This is a genomic window from Galbibacter sp. L-19 (assembly GCF_056857615.1).
In genome coordinates, this window is record NZ_JBSXNL010000048.1 from 12,462 (window position 1) to 29,177 (window position 16,716).

At 40.6% G+C, this 16,716-nt stretch carries 13 protein-coding genes and 1 tRNA gene; 12 read left to right on the forward strand and 2 right to left on the reverse strand.

The features are described 5' to 3' along the window. Positions 1-38 precede the first annotated feature (38 nt). From chrA to AC13CQ_RS07085, 9 genes are all read left to right on the forward strand, one after another. Positions 39-1,391 carry a chromate efflux transporter gene (gene chrA / locus AC13CQ_RS07045; RefSeq protein ID WP_117019438.1) on the forward strand — a complete coding sequence of 451 codons (1,353 nt, stop codon included), beginning with the start codon at positions 39-41 and terminating at the stop codon, positions 1,389-1,391. Between the two features lie 64 nt (positions 1,392-1,455). Continuing rightward, entirely contained in the window at positions 1,456-3,609 is a 2,154-nt protein-coding gene (locus AC13CQ_RS07050; protein WP_117019863.1) for a DUF5916 domain-containing protein, read from the forward strand. A gap of 82 nt (positions 3,610-3,691) precedes the next feature. Continuing rightward, positions 3,692-4,699 (forward strand): extracellular solute-binding protein, encoded by a 1,008-nt coding sequence (locus AC13CQ_RS07055; RefSeq protein ID WP_220377740.1) that lies wholly within the window; start codon positions 3,692-3,694, stop codon positions 4,697-4,699. Further along, a complete protein-coding gene (locus AC13CQ_RS07060; protein ID WP_117019440.1) occupies positions 4,684-6,240 on the forward strand; it encodes an ABC transporter permease in 1,557 nt (518 codons plus the stop codon). The genes AC13CQ_RS07055 and AC13CQ_RS07060 overlap by 16 nt, the downstream gene beginning before the upstream one ends. Next, entirely contained in the window at positions 6,233-6,949 is a 717-nt protein-coding gene (locus AC13CQ_RS07065; RefSeq protein ID WP_117019441.1) for an ABC transporter ATP-binding protein, read from the forward strand. Before AC13CQ_RS07060 ends, AC13CQ_RS07065 begins: the two co-directional genes overlap by 8 nt. A gap of 5 nt (positions 6,950-6,954) precedes the next feature. Beyond that, positions 6,955-7,698: a hypothetical protein gene (locus tag AC13CQ_RS07070; RefSeq protein ID WP_337899826.1), complete on the forward strand. Its 744-nt coding sequence runs from the start codon at positions 6,955-6,957 to the stop codon at positions 7,696-7,698. Then, on the forward strand, positions 7,691-8,695 hold the full coding sequence (locus AC13CQ_RS07075) for a DUF1259 domain-containing protein (RefSeq protein ID WP_337899825.1): 1,005 nt from the start codon (positions 7,691-7,693) through the stop codon (positions 8,693-8,695). Before AC13CQ_RS07070 ends, AC13CQ_RS07075 begins: the two co-directional genes overlap by 8 nt. A gap of 840 nt (positions 8,696-9,535) precedes the next feature. Beyond that, entirely contained in the window at positions 9,536-9,943 is a 408-nt protein-coding gene (locus AC13CQ_RS07080; protein WP_117019445.1) for a hypothetical protein, read from the forward strand. A gap of 49 nt (positions 9,944-9,992) precedes the next feature. Further along, complete coding sequence (locus AC13CQ_RS07085) at positions 9,993-10,124, forward strand: YegP family protein (RefSeq protein ID WP_117019446.1); 132 nt, start codon at positions 9,993-9,995, stop codon at positions 10,122-10,124. A gap of 187 nt (positions 10,125-10,311) precedes the next feature. Here the strand turns inward: AC13CQ_RS07085 and AC13CQ_RS07090 are convergent, their stop codons facing one another. Then, positions 10,312-10,923 carry a YyaL domain-containing protein gene (locus tag AC13CQ_RS07090; RefSeq protein ID WP_337899823.1) on the reverse strand — a complete coding sequence of 204 codons (612 nt, stop codon included), beginning with the start codon at positions 10,921-10,923 and terminating at the stop codon, positions 10,312-10,314. Positions 10,924-11,167: 244 nt separating this feature from the next. Further along, positions 11,168-11,249: transfer RNA gene (locus tag AC13CQ_RS07095), tRNA-Leu, on the reverse strand. Positions 11,250-11,430: 181 nt separating this feature from the next. Between AC13CQ_RS07095 and AC13CQ_RS07100 the strand changes: the two genes are divergently transcribed. From AC13CQ_RS07100 to AC13CQ_RS07110, 3 genes are all read left to right on the forward strand, one after another. Next, positions 11,431-12,819: a dipeptidase gene (locus AC13CQ_RS07100; RefSeq protein WP_008610743.1), complete on the forward strand. Its 1,389-nt coding sequence runs from the start codon at positions 11,431-11,433 to the stop codon at positions 12,817-12,819. Between the two features lie 192 nt (positions 12,820-13,011). Beyond that, complete coding sequence (locus AC13CQ_RS07105; RefSeq protein WP_008610742.1) at positions 13,012-14,397, forward strand: aminopeptidase P family protein; 1,386 nt, start codon at positions 13,012-13,014, stop codon at positions 14,395-14,397. Positions 14,398-14,406: 9 nt separating this feature from the next. Beyond that, entirely contained in the window at positions 14,407-16,644 is a 2,238-nt protein-coding gene (locus AC13CQ_RS07110; protein ID WP_456867856.1) for a S9 family peptidase, read from the forward strand. The last annotated feature ends 72 nt before the right edge of the window (positions 16,645-16,716 follow it).

Here is a 16,716-nt window from a genome sequence, read left to right on the forward strand (position 1 = left end):
TGGCCACGCTTGTGTCACTACCAGTATATACATAATATATGATCGATAAACAGGTTCCTTTTAAAGAAGCCCTCCGGGTATGGATCCGGGTAGCGATATATAGCTTTGGCGGACCTGCCGGCCAGATTGCCGTGATCCATAAAATATTGGTCCAGGAAAAAAAATGGATCAGTGAAAACCGTTTTCTGCATGCCCTCAATTACTGCATGTTATTACCGGGGCCGGAAGCACAGCAACTGGCCACCTATATCGGCTGGTTGCTCCACAGGACCAAAGGAGGATTGGTTGCGGGAATATTGTTTGTACTACCTGGTTTTATATCCATATTAATACTTAGTATCCTCTATGCGGCATACCGGGATATGGGAATTGTAGAGGCCATATTTTTTGGTATAAAACCCGCTGTTTTGGCCATTGTTATCGGTGCGGTCATCAAAATAGGGAAAAGAGCGCTAAAGAATGAGGTCATGTTGATCATGGCAGTACTGGCCTTTATCGCCATTTTTTTCTTCCAGGTAGATTTTCCCTATATTGTTGTGGCAGCCGGTTTAACAGGTTTTATAGGCGGGAAACTTTGGGAAGAAAAATTTCATGTGATCAAGGGACATGGAGAAAAAAGTGATGAAGAAAGTGCCTACGTCATAGACAGCCACATCCAGTCGGTAAAGCCGTCCCTGGTAAAGACCCTGAAAACCGTATTCCTCTTTTTAAGTTTATGGGCACTGCCGCTGGTACTGATCGCCCTGTGGATCGGAATGGATAATATTTTCTTTTCGGAAGGCCTGTTTTTCAGCAAAACGGCCGTGGTTACCTTTGGTGGTGCCTATGCAGTGTTGGCTTATATAGCCCAGAAAGCAATGGAGGATTACGGCTGGTTGCAAAGCGGGGAAATGCTGGACGGGTTGGGCATGGCAGAAACCACCCCGGGCCCGTTGATCCAGGTCGTACAATTTGTCGGGTTTATGGGGGCCTACCGTTTTTCCGGTACTATGGACCCTCTTATTGCCGGGGTTTTAGCTTCCCTGCTGGTGACCTGGACTACTTTTATTCCCTGCTTTTTGTTCATCTTCAGTGGGGCACCCTACATAGAGTATCTCCGGGGAAATAAAAACCTGACCACAGCACTATCCGGAATTACCGCTGCGGTGGTTGGCGTGGTATTAAATCTTGGGGTATGGTTTACCATACATACGCTTTTTGGCCAGGTCCATGAAAGCCGGTCTTTAGGGGTAAGGTGGCTGATCCCGGAATGGAGTACCCTTGACATAGCTTCCCTGCTCATAGCCCTTATAGCTTCTTTTGTGTATTTTATCTTAAAGTGGGATATGCTAAAAACCATTTTGACCTGTATTGTTTTGGGGATATTTTATCACTTTGTATTTAAGGGATAGCAAAGAGTCCGCCCATTCCAAAATTTCTACAGAATCCTTCCTTAATTTTAGCATAAAAGCACTGATGAAAAGGCTGCTGTTTAGCATAAACACTTTGATCATCGCATCTAATGCAACAGCCCAGACCAGCCAACCGGACACCATTTACGCGTATTATACACAAGATACCATACACCTGGATGGAAAGCTGGAGGAACGGGCCTGGCAGCAGGCGGTGCCTATCCGTAATTTCACCCAGCGGGAGTTGAATGTCGGGGAACCTCCTACGGAACGAACGGAAGTAGCCATCGTTTACACCGCTAAAACCCTCTATATTGGTTTTTGGGGATACGACAGTGCCCCGGATAAACTGGTCGCCCGGGAAATGAAGCGCGACTTTGACTTTGATCTGGAAGACAATTTTGAAGTGATCATAGATACCTACAACGACGACCGTAACGGATTTCTTTTTGTGATCAACCCCAATGGTGCCAGGGCCGATGTACAGGTGATCAATAACGGGGAATCCGAAAATGAATTCTGGAACGGGGTGTGGGATGCCAGGACCACAATTACCGACAAAGGCTGGTTTGCCGAAATAGAAATCCCTTTTTCTACCTTAAAATTCCGGACCGATATAGATAAACAGCTGTGGGGCATCAATTTTGAACGCAACATCCGCAGGAAACGGGAACAACTGCTCTGGCAAGGCTGGTCCCGCGATTCGGAACTGGAACTGCTGAACCGGGCTGGAACACTTGCAGGCCTGGACAGAATCAGCAGTAAGGATTTTATCGAAGTAAAACCCTATACCATAGGCGGGGGAGAGTTTACCCCGGGCCAAAAAGAGGGGCAATGGGATATTGGCGGTGATATCAACTATCTTATCACACCGACCCTGCGTATGAACCTGTCCTTTAATATGGATTTCGCCCAAATAGAGGCCGACCAGCAACAGATCAACCTGACACGTTTCCCCCTGTTTTTTTCAGAACGCAGGGAATTTTTTCTGGAAGGGCAGGATTTTTTTGATATGGGCATGGGAGATCAGATCATCCCCTTTTACAGCCGGAGGATAGGATTAGCAGAAGACCGTTCCACAGTACCCATTATTGCCGGGGCAAGGCTGTTGGGCAAGGTCAAAAATGCAACTTTAGGGATGATGTCCATCCAAACCGCAAGGCGCGATAGCATTCCATCGACCAATTATTCCGTACTGAGCTGGCGGCAGGATGTATTGGAACAGTCTTCCGTAGGCATCCTTTCGGCCAACAAATATGAGAACGGCCAGTTGCACAGTACTACCGGGGCTTACGGGTTGTATAGCACCTCCCGGCTTTTCGGAGACAAAAACCTAAATGTGGGAGCTGCCTTTACTCAGAATTACGATTCGGACGACTTCGACAGCAAAGCCAATGCACACCGCATCTACTTGAGTTATCCCAACGACAAGGTGGAGTTCGATATGGCCTGGCAGCGAAGTGCCGCTGCTTTCAATCCGGAAGTGGGGTTCCTGCGCAGGGACAACTTTCAGGAGTTTTATACAGAACTGGAGTGGAAACCCAGGCCCAAAAGCTTTCTGAAATGGATACGCCAGTTCAGCTTTAAAGGGCTGGATATCAACTATTATATCTTTGACGATACCAAGGATTTACAAAGTTTCTCTTATGAGGTCAGGCCCCTGGGATTTGAAACCCGCAGCGGGGAGTTTTTTGAATTTAACCTGCAAAGAAGAGCAGAAGGCCTTAGAGAGCCTTTTGAAATTGCAGAAGGCATCACCATACCCGAAGGCGAATACTGGTACAACCGTATGGAGATCCAGGCAGCAACTTTTGAAGGACGCATCTGGTCGACTTATACCAAAATAAACTGGGGTGATTTTTTGACCGGGAAGAGTACTGAAAGTCAATACGAACTTTCATGGAGGGCCAACCGCTATTTTAAAATCGGGGCCAACTACGAAAAAAACTGGATAAACCTTCCGCAAGGCCATTTTGATACCAGTCTGGTGGGGAGCCGTTTCGAGTATGCCGTAAATCCCAACTTGTTCGGGGCATTGTTTACCCAATGGAACAGCGAGGATAAAGAAGCGTTGCTTAATTTTCGCCTGCAATGGATCCCCATTATCGGGGCCGATTTCTTTTTTATCGTCAACCAGGCTTATGATACTTCCGGGGGTACATGGAAATTGGAACGGACCACTATTTTAGGGAAACTGATATGGAGATTTGTAATATAAAAACAGGCCATGCCTGAGATGAACAGACACACAGTAGGATGATTAAGATACACCCTTAAGGTATGGACAAAATTTTAAACACATGAAAACTATGAAATATCTATGGGTTGGCCTTATGGTCATATTTGCCGCATGTAAACCTTCGGCAGAGGAAGTAACGGTATACACATCCGTGGACCAGGTTTTCTCGGAACCTGTCCTGAAAGATTTTGAACGGGAAACAGGAATTAGGGTAAAAGCCGTATATGATACGGAGGAAACTAAATCCACCGGGGTAATGAACCGGTTGATTGCTGAAAAAGACAATCCTCAATGCGATGTCTTTTGGAGCGGCGACCCAATACGCAACGGGGTTTTGCAATCCAAGGATATTACCGAACCATACCAATCAGCGCAAACCGGGCAAATCCCGGATTATTTTAAAGAACCGGATAATCAGTGGATCGGCTTTTCGGCCCGCGCACGGGTATTGATCTATAACAAAAACCTGATCGCCCCCGATTCTCTACCCAACTCAGTTTTTGATTTTACAAAGTCCCGTTTCAAAGGGAAATTTGCCATTGCCAACCCATTGTTTGGGACTACTACCTTTCATATGGCTGCTATATATACTGCCCTGGGAGATGAGAAGGGCAAAGCATGGATGAACGGTCTCAAGACAAATGGAGTGGTAATAGCAGCCAGCAACGGAGATGTTAAAAAACGAGTGATGAACGGGGAGCTGGCCTTTGGGCTCACGGATACCGATGATGCCTTCGAAGCCAAAAAAGAAACTGACGACGTAGATTATATTTTCCTCGATCAACAAAATGGCGGCATCGGCACCCTGATCATGCCCAATGCGGTTAGCTTTATCAAAAATGCTCCGCATGCTGAAAACGGAAAGAAACTCATCGATTATTTGTTGAGCCGGGAGACCGAAGCCAAACTGGCAATATCCTGCGCACAAATACCTTTGATCCAGGGGACGGAAGTCCCCGATGATGTTCCTTCTTTAGATGATATCCAACCCATGAAAGTAGATTATCAAAAGACCTCCGATAAACTGGAAGAAATACAACCCTGGCTGAAAATATGGACCGAAGAGTAAGCACCCATATCATACGGATTGTTCCCCTGTCGCTATTGTTTATAGTACTGGTATTACCACTTATGCTGTTGCTGTTCCAATGGCTTACCGATACGGACAGAACCGTTCTGCTCTCTTTCACGGATCAGAAAACCTTGTTGTTGATCGGCAAGAGCCTTTGGATGTCTTTTACAGCAGCATTACTGGCTACGTGTATCGGGACCATTTGCGGATTTCTACTGTATAAACTTAAAATTCCATACAGCGGATTTTACAAACTGGCCTTGTTACTGCCCTTGCTCATTTCTCCCTATATTTTTGCCGTGGCCTGGAAAGACGGGCTCTTTTGGCTTTTGGGAAATTCGGCAGCGGTATATTCCGAAGCCGGTGTGATCACAGTCCACGCTTTTGTCTTTTTTCCCCTGGCTATGCTCATTACCGGAAGTGCGCTATCACAGGTTCATGCCGGTTATGAAGAAGCGGGCTTGATGGTCGTTTCAGTCCGGAGAATGGTCTTAAAGATCATTTTTCCCCTGATCCGTCCGGCCTTGACCACCTCTTTTCTGCTTATTCTGATATTCAGTCTGAGTGATTTTTCAGTTCCTGCTTTTTTTGGTGTGCGTACCTTTACTACAGAAATTTTCACACAGTTTTCCGCCTTATATGACTTTCCGATGGCTATCGGTCAATCCGTTTTACTTCTGCTGGTTTGCCTTTTACTTATGCTGACAGAACACCGTTATTTGTCGGATGCCCCTTTCTTTTCTGTATCGACAAAGGGAAGCGTCTCAAAAAAATACAATGTACAAAAACGGCAAATGCTGTGGCATGGCATCTTCTGGTTATTACTTATTGTAGTATTACTGATTCCGGTGTTCATACTGACCGTGCAGTCCCTGACCGGAAAAACATTGTTCTTTGCCAGGGCATGGGAACTGGTCTGGCCTGCTGCTGTACAATCTGTCAAACTTGCTGTGGCCGGTGCGTTACTGACCACGGTTATAGGATTATGGGTCGCTTACGAGAAAGAACGCAGGGCACATCAATTCCCCAATGTATTGCTTTTATTGACCTTCATTGTTCCATCGACAGTGTTGGGCATTGCGTTGATCCGGTATTATAACCTCCCTCTTCTGAACTTTATTTATGGGACTTCGCTTATCTTACTCATTATCTATGTGGGGAAATTTGGTTTTATCACCTCCAGGATCATCGGCAATAATATTAAGCAGATCCCTGTTTCCCTGGGAGAGGCCGCTTCTGTAATAGGCATTCCTTCCAAAAGAATATTTTTAAAGATACTCCTGCCTTTAATGATCCCGTCTTTGTTCACGGCATTTGTGCTCTCCTTTATTTTATGCCTGGGGGAATTGGGGGCCACGGTCATGGTATATCCGCCCGGTATGGAACTCATGCCCGTTAAGACATTTACCATTAGTGCCAACGCGCCACAGGCATTGACCAGCAGTATGACCCTTATAAACATGGGGCTGACAATGTTATTGATCCTGTTGTTTTTTATTATCGGAAAATGGGTGTTTAAAAAATATCAATATGCCTGAGATCACTTTGGAACATATAACACATCATTATGGGGATAAAGAGGTCTTAAAGGACTTCTCCTTTTCTTTTGTACAGGGAAAAACAACCTGTCTACTGGGCCCATCGGGTTGTGGTAAAACCACAGTATTACGGTTGATCTCAGGTTTGGAAACCCCGGTGAGCGGGATCGTGAAAATAGATGGGGCAACGGTAAGCAAAAACGGGGAGATCGCTGTCCCGCCCCATAAGCGCAATATTGGTTTTGTTTTTCAAGACCTGTCCCTTTGGCCACACTTTACGGTGTATGACAATATCGCCTTCGGTTTAAAGGAAAAAAGAGAACGGAACATTAAAGAGAAAGTGTCAGACATACTGGATTTGTTCGGTATAAGCGATAAAGCCCAGAAATATCCCCATCAGCTTTCAGGAGGCCAGAAACAAATGGTGGCCATAGCCCGTTCGCTGGTATTACAGCCGCAAGTACTCCTTATGGATGAGCCATTGGCCAATATTGATACCCATTTAAAAGAAGATATACTGGGGCATCTGAAAACGGTCCAAAAGCAACAGTTATTTGCCATGCTTTATGTAACCCATGACCACAAAGAAGCATTTCATACCGGTGATCACATCCTTGTTATGAATGCGGGGAAAATAGAAGCAGCAGGAACTAAAGAAGAAATCTGCAACTCAACATCCAATTATGTAAAATCATTTTTAAAATTTTAAAAGTCATGAAAACTAAAACACACATTTTAATATTGGTTATAACATCGGTTTTCACCGTTATGGCCTGTAAGGATTCAAAAGCGAAGCATTCCGATGCGCAAATAGAAGAAATATCTGCCCGGACACAATTTCCGGATACTGTGGATCCGGCAGAAAAAACCACGTTTGATTTTGAAAATTACACTGCTGGTGAATTGCCCAGCGAATGGTCTGAGTACCATACCGGTTCGGGAGATACCGAGTGGAAAATTGTAGACGATAACGGAAATAAAGTACTGGCACAGTTGTACAGTGACAACCCGAACAATCACTTTAATGTTGTAGTGAACAATAATATCACGGCAAAAGATATGGTACTTACAGCCCGTTTTAAAGGAATAACCGGGAATCACGATCAGGGTGGTGGTTTTGTATGGCGGTTTACGGACAAAAACAACTACTATGTAGTCCGAGCCAATCCGCTTGAAGACAATATGGTACTGTACAAGGTAGAAAACGGCAAACGCACCGATTTGCCCCTAGTAGGCAAAGGAAGAACCTACGGAACGGATGTATCACCCTTGGGCAATAGCTGGCATACGATGAAATTGGTAGTGAAAGAAGATTTGTTTACTGTTTATCTAGATGACAAAAAACTTTTTACCGTACAGGACACCACTTTTGTCAGTACCGGTAAAGTTGGTTTCTGGACAAAAGCGGATGCCGTAACCTACTTTGATGATTTTGAAATCGAGAAATTCAATGAGTAAATATTTAACATTAAAAATAACAATTATGCTAATCAAAAAATTCATAACAGGGATAATAACTGTCTGTATATTGCTTTCTTCCTGTAATACCAGACAAGACCAAAAGAAAGAACCGGAGCTCCACCCACAAACGGTACAACATACTGCTAAGGAAGTGGTTCTTGACTCCCTGGATATTCCGGCCATTGAAAGTGCCCTTGACGGCCTAAAAGGAACAGAAAATAATGGGGAGTATAAGGTGACGATACCGCAAAACGATTTGGAGATTATCGTTGATGGTTTTCAGATCATCCCCCCAATGGGATTGGGAAGCTGGGCTGCTTTTGCCCCTGCAAAAGAAGGGGCTATGCTGATGGGGGACATAGTGGTTACAGAAACCGACCTTTGGCCGGTACAGCAAGAGGTAATCCGGCAAGGGCTCACGATCACAGCCATCCATAACCACTTCGTAAGAAACCGTCCCAATGTGATGTACATGCATATAGGGGGCATGGGAGATGGAGCCATATTGGCCGCCAAAGCTAAAGCTGTTTTGGACAAAGTACAAGAAGTCAGGGGAGACAATCCGGTGGATGGTCCCAAAATCGAGGTTAAAAATACTCTGGATACTGAAAAGATCGCTGAAATACTCGGTCATAGTGGTAAAATGAACCGTGGAGTGTATAAAATTACCATAGGCCGTCCAGATGTGGATTTGCGCGAACACGGGGCTCCCGTTAGTACATTTATGGGTTTCAATACCTGGGCGAGTTGGCAGGGTACACAGGAAAAAGCCGCCGTAGCAGGAGATTTTACCATGTTGGCTAACGAAGTAGCCCCCGTGATCAAAGCCCTGGTGGAAAACGGTATTGAAGTCGTGGCGGTCCACAATCACATGGTGCACGAAGAACCTCAGATCTATTTTTTGCACTACTGGGGAGTGGGTCCTGCCGAAAAACTGGCCAAAAGCCTTAAACAGGCACTTGACCAAACCGGAAATACAAAACAAAAGGAATAAAAAATAACCTTCAAATTCCCGAAAGTTTTGTGCTATTTTCGACGGGAAACATTCCCGTACCTATATAGTTTGGTATTATACGCATTAATGAGCATTTGCTCTGCCTTTTTGAGGAAAAATTTATTGGGATATGCTCGTAGCTCTTGGACAAGACGTTGACAATCTTTCCATTGGAGACAATAGTATTTTCAAGCCCTTTTCGGGGTTTCATTTGGGTGAGTTCCCATAAAGTTTCACATGGGACTTGCACCAATACCTTGTCCTGCTGTAATTTGTTTAAATACATGACAATTGAATTTTAAGTTAAACAATATTTGCAGTACCGTTCAAACGGAAGACAAAATTTTGGAGCGGAAAGGAAACGGAATAAACCTGCCGGCCGACCAAGCAGGTAGCAAGAAAGGAGTGGCTTTCCTTTGTCCCAGAAACATTTGGGACGTTTATCTTTCGGGAATATTGTATGAATATTACCACATACTACTTATTCTTTTGGAAGTATGGTTAAAGCGGACTTGACTTTAAAGATGGAGATTGGAAATGCCTGTAGAGAGCCGAAGTAGCATTTGTCCGCTCCCCGAATTTTCTTGGGAAGAAGTGGGTAAGAGGAATGGAAATCGGAATCTTTGAAGTTGTGTCCAAGGTCTTTTTCCACGAAGCGCATTTTTCTGGAATGTAGAGCAGCGGAATGCCCGCCTTTGGAACGGGCAGGCAGGGGAATGGGCTGAAATATAATCTAAATTTCGCAAAACTAAAAGTCAATTAATTACATATTAAAAGTTGTTTTGCTATTTTCTTTGGCACAGCTTTTGTTTTAATTAAAAAAATTAAAAATCAACGATCATGAAAACCAAAGTATTATTTATATCGATCATACTCTTAATGGCCGGACAGGTCTTTGCCCAGCACAAAAACAAGGACGAGTGGAAACACAGAAAAGAATACCATAAAAAGGAAATGGAACGGCAGCGGGAGCACGATAAAAAGATAGCGGAACACCATAGGGAAATGCAAAAAAAGGAATATGAAAACTATCGTGAGCTGGCAAAACATGAAAGGGAATATTACAGGGAACTAAGAAAACGGGAATTGGAGCATTTGAAAGAATGCCATACCTGTAACCATGCCTTTTACCACAATGACGATTACTATTACGAGGATGACATCTATTACTCAAGACGGACCAGAAACCCTATTACAGTGGATGCCGAAGTGGTGTTCCGAAACGGGTCAATAAAGGTGCAGCTCTGATCCTGTTTTTTTTCGTATCTTTTCAGTGTCAATCATAATACCAATATTTATGCAAAAATTTGATATTTACAAGGACAGGGGCGGAGAATTCAGGTTCCGCCTAAAGGCCTCCAACGGTCAAGTTGTCGGGACCAGTGAGATGTACTCTTCTTTCAGTGCCATGGAAAACGGTATCGCATAGGTCAAGAAAAATGCCCTAGGGGGGGCCATTGTAGATGACCTGATCTAAAATTTGTCTTTGATTGAAGGCTTTTTATAAAAAAGAAATAACCTTACCGAACCAGTTTTTTTTGGAAATGTAGCAATCGTTAGAATTCGACTTATCTCTTATGTCAACAACTTTTATGACTAGTAAAATAACATCTTCTTCAGTTTGAATTTAACTGTTTTAATGCCTTAGCAACCTCTGTTACGGGCAACTTACACATCTTATCCTGACACACATAAATAGTTGTTTGCCATTCTACCAGTTTGTTTTGCAATAGTTCAAGATTCCCTTCTTCTTTACCTCCCATAAAAAGTACTTGGGGCAAATAGTGCGCATCCATTTCTTTTCTTATCTTTTCATGATCATTGCCAAGAATGGTCACCTCATAAGGAGGGTGGATGAAATAGGATTCTACGATGCCCCAATTCGAATAAAAATGTGGGGTTTTATAAATTTCTCCTTGTACATTCACTACCATTTGTCTTGATTTATCAATGTAATCTTCATTGCATAAATAGTTGCCAAGAAACAATAGATTTTTAGCCATCTCTGAATTAGAAGCCGGTATCACATTATCCGAAATTTCCATTTTACGGGAAATCAAATTGGATTGTTCATTATGCGTGTAATAGAACATACCCGAATTTGCATCAAAAAAGTGATTGATGGTATAATCCGTTAGAAGTTCTGCTTTATTTAACCATTGTTCATCAAAAGTGGCCTGATACAAATCGATAAATGCGGAAATGACGAAGGCATAATCATCCAACATTGCAGGGATGGAAGATTTGCCGTCCTAAATTCATTCCATTTTTGGGACAGAGTGAATATAAAATTAATGGAAATACTATTGTAATTAACTCCTGCAATATTTTTTAATCTCAATTGTTATCAAATTATATTTTAACCTCAAAAATGGCAAAATGTTGTACCTATGTTGTACCCGAGCAAAAAAACAACCAAGAAATCACCCCTATTTTAACAAAAAAAAGCCGAAGATTTCTCTTCGACTTTTGTACGGGCGGGGAGACTCGAACTCCCACACCTCGCGGCATCAGATCCTAAGTCTGACGTGTCTACCAATTCCACCACGCCCGCGTTTTAACAATATTTTAAGAACCTCTATTTGGTTAACTCCTAAGTCTAGCGTGTCTACCAATTCCACCACACCCGCGTTGTGATTTTGTGGGTGCAAATATAGTTCAATTTTTCAATAATCAAACTTTATAATTAAAAAAAGTTCTTTTTTTGTACATTTGAGTTCACAACAAAATACTTCATGGAAAATATAAAGTCATATATCGATACAAATAAAGATCGATTTATTGCAGAACTCATCGAATTATTAAAGTTACCTTCTGTAAGTGCAGACCCTGCATTTTCTCAAGATGTTCTTAATACAGCAGAAGCTGTAAAAGAAGCGTTAGATAAGGCAGGATGTGAGCATGTAGAGGTTTGCGAAACTCCAGGATATCCAATTGTTTTTGGAGAAAAAATTATAGATAAAACACTCCCAACGGTTTTGGTATATGGACATTATGATGTGCAGCCACCAGATCCATTAGATTTATGGAATTCTCCTCCTTTTGAACCTGTAATTAAAAAGACAGAAATTCATCCAGAAGGGGCGATTTTTGCCCGTGGAGCTTGCGATGATAAAGGGCAAATGTATATGCATGTAAAGGCATTGGAGTTTATGACGCAAACTGGAAATCTTCCTTGTAATGTTAAGTTTATGATTGAAGGAGAGGAAGAAGTAGGCTCAGAAAGTTTGGAATGGTTTGTTAAAAATAATAGAGAGAAACTTTCAAATGACGTAATTTTAATTTCTGATACAGGGATGATTGCCAAAGATGTGCCGTCGGTTACTACGGGGCTACGTGGGTTAAGCTATGTGGAGGTAGAAGTTACAGGGCCAAACAGAGATTTACATAGTGGTTTATATGGTGGAGCTGTTGCAAATCCTATAAATGTACTTACTAAAATGATTGCGGCTTTACACGATGAAAATAACCATATTACTGTGCCAGGTTTTTATGATAAAGTAGCTGAGCTTTCTGTAGAAGAACGCTCTGAAATGGCTAAAGCTCCTTTTTCTTTAGATAATTATAAGGATGCATTGGCTATTGAAGATGTCTATGGAGAAAAAGGATACAGTACCAACGAGCGTGGAAGTATTAGACCAACTTTAGATGTTAATGGAATTTGGGGTGGTTATATTGGCGAAGGTGCTAAAACAGTAATTGCGAGTAAAGCTTATGCTAAAATTTCAATGCGTTTGGTGCCAGATCAAGATTGGAAAGAAATTACCGAACTGTTTCAAGCTTATTTTGAGAGTCTTGCTCCAAAAGGAGTAAAGGTTTTGGTAAAACCACATCATGGAGGGTATCCATATGTAACTCCAATAGATAGTTTAGGGTATCAAGCTGCAAGCAAAGCATACGAGGAAACGTTTGGAAAAACGCCAATTCCTCAGCGTAGTGGTGGAAGTATTCCTATCGTTTCTCTTTTTGAAAAAGAGCTGAAAAGCAAAACTATTTTAATGGGATTCGGACTCAATAGCGATGCTATACATTCTCCTAATGAACATTATGGGGTGTGGAATTACCTTAAAGGAATTGAAACAATTCCTTATTTCTATAAATATTTTACAGAATTAAGTAAGTAAATACAGAAAGAGTATCATAATTATAAAAGTCACTTGTCAATTAGATAAGTGGCTTTTTTCTTTTAAGACAAGAAGATTTTTCTGCAAATATTAGCTGTTAATGGTATTATATTAACCTTAACGTGCTAAAATGTTGCTATAATGCAGTATTATCTTCAAATTTGTTAAATTAAATTCATAAAAACTTCAAGCATGTTTACCAAAGAAATATATATAGCTCGTAGAAATCATTTAAAGTCAACTTTAAAAAGTGGAATACTGTTATTTCCAGGGAATGGGGAAATGGGAATGAATTGTAAAGACAATTGGTACCCTTTCCGTCAGGACAGTACTTTTTTATATTATACAGGAGTTAATATTCCAGATGTATATTTTGTAATAGATGTTGAAAAAGATGAAGAAATACTTTTTGGTAATAATCCAACTCCAGAGGAGATTGTTTGGATTGGAGCAACAACTCCACTTGAAGAGTTGGCTGCTAAAGCTGGAATAAAAAAGGTAAAACCACTTAGCGAACTTGCAAACTACATTAAAAATGGAAAGCAACAGGCAAAAGTTCATTACTTGCCTCCTTATCGTTCGGAAACCACTATTCAGTTAAGTGAATTATTGGATGTTCCTGTGCAAGAAGTTGCAGGGGCTTTTTCTGTAGCATTAACGAAAGCAATTGTAGCGCAGCGAGAAATTAAAATAACTGAAGAAGTTCAAGAGATTACAAAAGCGGTAAATATTACTGCAGAAATGCATACCTACGCAATTAAAAATGGAAATGCAGGAAAAACAGAGAAGCAAATTGCTGGAGATCTTCAAGCTATTGCTATTGGTGGCGGAGGGAATATTTCTTTTCCAATTATTCTTACAACAAACGGGCAATATTTACATAACCATGCCACGGAGAATTTGATCAAAGAAGGAGATTTGGTGCTTTGCGATTGTGGGGCAGAAACAGGCATGGGATATGCTGGAGATATGACTCGTACTTTCCCCGCTTCAGAGCGTTTTACGACTCTTCAAAAAGAGGTTTATACTATTGTTCTTAATGCTCATAACTCTGCTATAGATGCTTTAAAGCCAGGTATTCTTTTTAGAGATGTACATCTATTGGCAGCTACTAAATTAGTTGAAGGGTTAAAGGGAATGGGATTGATGAAAGGAAATGTAGAAGAAGCTGTTGCGAAAGGAGCACATACGTTGTTTTTTCAATGTGGGTTAGGACATATGATGGGGCTTGATGTTCATGATATGGAAAATCTTGGGGAGCCTTATGTTGGATATACCGATACTCTTAAAAAAAGTACCGAGTTTGGTTTGAAGTCTTTACGTTTAGGGAAAGCATTGAAAGAAAATTTTGTAATTACAGTAGAACCTGGTATTTATTTTAATCCGTTTTTGATTGATGCATGGAAAGCACAAGGTAAATACACCGATTTTGTGAATTATGAGGAGGTTGAAAAGTTTAAAAATTTCGGGGGAATCCGAGTGGAGGAAGATATCTTGATTACAAAAGAAGGGAGCCAGATTCTAGGAAATCCATTAGCAAAAACGGTTGCTGATATTGAAGAATTAAAAAACGCTTAAATAAAAAATATGAAAATCTACTTTTGGCTCTCTTGCCTTGCAATTTTTATTTGCACCAATGCTGTAGCGCAGCAAGATAAAATGTTAACGCTGGATAGAATTTATAATTCTTCGGAATTTAGAAGCGATCATCAGCGTTCAATTTCTTGGATCTCTGATGGGGAAGCATTTGTAACTATTGAAAAAAATGATGCTGGTGAAGACCAGCTCATTAAATACATCAGTAAGAATAATGAAAAAAGCGTTTTTGTTTCTGCGGAAGGATTAAAACCTGAAGGAAGTGAAAAAACACTAAGAATAGAAGATTTTAGCTTGTCTTCAGACGAAAGTAAAGTGTTAATTTTTACAAATTCTAGTCGCGTTTGGCGCTCTAATACAAAAGGCGATTATTGGGTCTACAATTTTGAAAACAATACGTTAAAACAGATTGGAGCTAATTTTCCCGCTTCTTCTCTGATGTTTGCTAAATTTTCTGAGGATAATAAATATGTAGCCTATGTGCATAATTTTAATGTGTATAAAGAGGATTTTAAATCGGGAAACATTACGCAATTAACAACCGATGGTACTAAAGATATTATCAATGGAACCTTTGATTGGGTATATGAAGAAGAGTTTGGAATGCGTGATGGTTTTTCATGGAGCCCAGATGCAAAATTAATTGCTTTTTGGCAGTTGGATGCTTCGGAAATAGGAACTTTTTATATGATTAATAATACCGATTCTATTTACTCAAAGCCTATTCCTGTGCAATATCCAAAGGTGGGACAGAACCCATCCAGCACAAAGGTTGCTGTGGTAAATACAGTTTCAAAAGATATTACATGGATTGATATTCCTGGAGATGCTGTGCAGCATTATCTTCCAGGTATGCAATGGGTAAATAGTGATCTTTTATTAATTCAGCAGATAAACAGAAAGCAAAATGAACTGAATATTTTTACTTATAAACCTTCTTCAAATTCAGTAAAAAAAATATATACAGAAACAGAAGATACATGGGTAGATATAGGATATCCAGATGTGTCTTCTAATCAATGGGATGGGAATAAGTTATTGCTTACAGATAATAATTCTTCCTTTTTAAGAATGACAGAAACCGATGGTTGGAGACATGTGTATAAAGTGAATATTGAAAATGGGAAGAAAACACTTTTAACCCCTGGAGATTATGACGTAGCGTCTTTTTATGCTGTTTCAGATAAAGATTTATTTTTAAGTGCTTCGCCAGATAATCCAACCCAACGCTATTTGTACAGCGTTTCTTTAAATGGAAAAGGAAAGTTACATAAAATTACTCCTAGTGAGTATGAAGGAATTAACACCTATAATATAGCTCCAAATGGAGCGTATGCTATTCATAATCATACAAATATTAATAGTCCTAAAACTACACGTTTAATTAGTTTGCCAAAGCACGAAACCATAATTACTTTAGTAGCTAACAAACGATTGAATGACAAGTTACAAACGCTTACCTTGCCTACTACCGAGTTTTTTACGGTTACTACTTCCGAAGGAATAGACGTTGATGGAAGAATTACAAAACCTGCAAATTTTGATAGTACTAAAAAATATCCAGTTGTTTTTAATGTTTATGGAGAGCCTTGGGGGCAAATGGCTGTAGATAGTTGGATTGGATTATATGATATTTTTTTGGCGCAACAAGGTTTTGTGGTGATAAAAATGGACAATCGGGGGACTCCTTCTTTAAAAGGAAGTGAGTGGAGAAAATCTATTTATAGAAAAGTAGGCGTTATTAACACAAAAGATCAAGCGCTGGCAGCAAAAGAAGTTTTAAAATGGAATTTTGTTGATACCGATAATGTTGCTGTTTGGGGCTGGAGTGGAGGTGGATCTATGACGTTGAATTTAATGTTTAGATATCCTGATATTTATAAAACAGGAATTGCAGTTGCTGCAGTTGCAAACCAGTTGTTTTATGATAATGTATACCAAGAGCGTTATATGGGCTTGCCACAAGAAAATGAAGAGGATTTTATAGAAGGTTCACCAGTAACTTATGCTAAAGATTTGGAGGGGAATTTATTAGTAATTCATGGTACTGGAGATGATAATGTGCATTATCAAAATATGGAGTTTTTAATAAACGAATTAATTCGTCAGAACAAACAATTTGACATCATGGTATATCCAAATCGTTCGCATGGCATTTATGAGGGGGCTAATACTTCTAGACATTTGTATACATTAATTACAAATTATCTATTAGAACATAATAAATAGGACTAAAATTTTAGCTAGTTATATTTCATAAAAACGGAGTAAATTATCTTGTTCTAATGTTTCGAGAACAAG

Coding starts and splice junctions, on each gene's coding strand:
- chrA (WP_117019438.1), top strand. CDS start 39: ATGATCGATAAACAGGTTCCTTTTAAAGAAGCCCTCCGGGTATGGATC.
- AC13CQ_RS07050 (WP_117019863.1), top strand. CDS start 1,456: ATGAAAAGGCTGCTGTTTAGCATAAACACTTTGATCATCGCATCTAAT.
- AC13CQ_RS07055 (WP_220377740.1), top strand. CDS start 3,692: ATGAAAACTATGAAATATCTATGGGTTGGCCTTATGGTCATATTTGCC.
- AC13CQ_RS07060 (WP_117019440.1), top strand. CDS start 4,684: ATGGACCGAAGAGTAAGCACCCATATCATACGGATTGTTCCCCTGTCG.
- AC13CQ_RS07065 (WP_117019441.1), top strand. CDS start 6,233: ATGCCTGAGATCACTTTGGAACATATAACACATCATTATGGGGATAAA.
- AC13CQ_RS07070 (WP_337899826.1), top strand. CDS start 6,955: ATGAAAACTAAAACACACATTTTAATATTGGTTATAACATCGGTTTTC.
- AC13CQ_RS07075 (WP_337899825.1), top strand. CDS start 7,691: ATGAGTAAATATTTAACATTAAAAATAACAATTATGCTAATCAAAAAA.
- AC13CQ_RS07080 (WP_117019445.1), top strand. CDS start 9,536: ATGAAAACCAAAGTATTATTTATATCGATCATACTCTTAATGGCCGGA.
- AC13CQ_RS07085 (WP_117019446.1), top strand. CDS start 9,993: ATGCAAAAATTTGATATTTACAAGGACAGGGGCGGAGAATTCAGGTTC.
- AC13CQ_RS07090 (WP_337899823.1), bottom strand. CDS start 10,923: ATGTTGGATGATTATGCCTTCGTCATTTCCGCATTTATCGATTTGTAT.
- AC13CQ_RS07100 (WP_008610743.1), top strand. CDS start 11,431: ATGGAAAATATAAAGTCATATATCGATACAAATAAAGATCGATTTATT.
- AC13CQ_RS07105 (WP_008610742.1), top strand. CDS start 13,012: ATGTTTACCAAAGAAATATATATAGCTCGTAGAAATCATTTAAAGTCA.
- AC13CQ_RS07110 (WP_456867856.1), top strand. CDS start 14,407: ATGAAAATCTACTTTTGGCTCTCTTGCCTTGCAATTTTTATTTGCACC.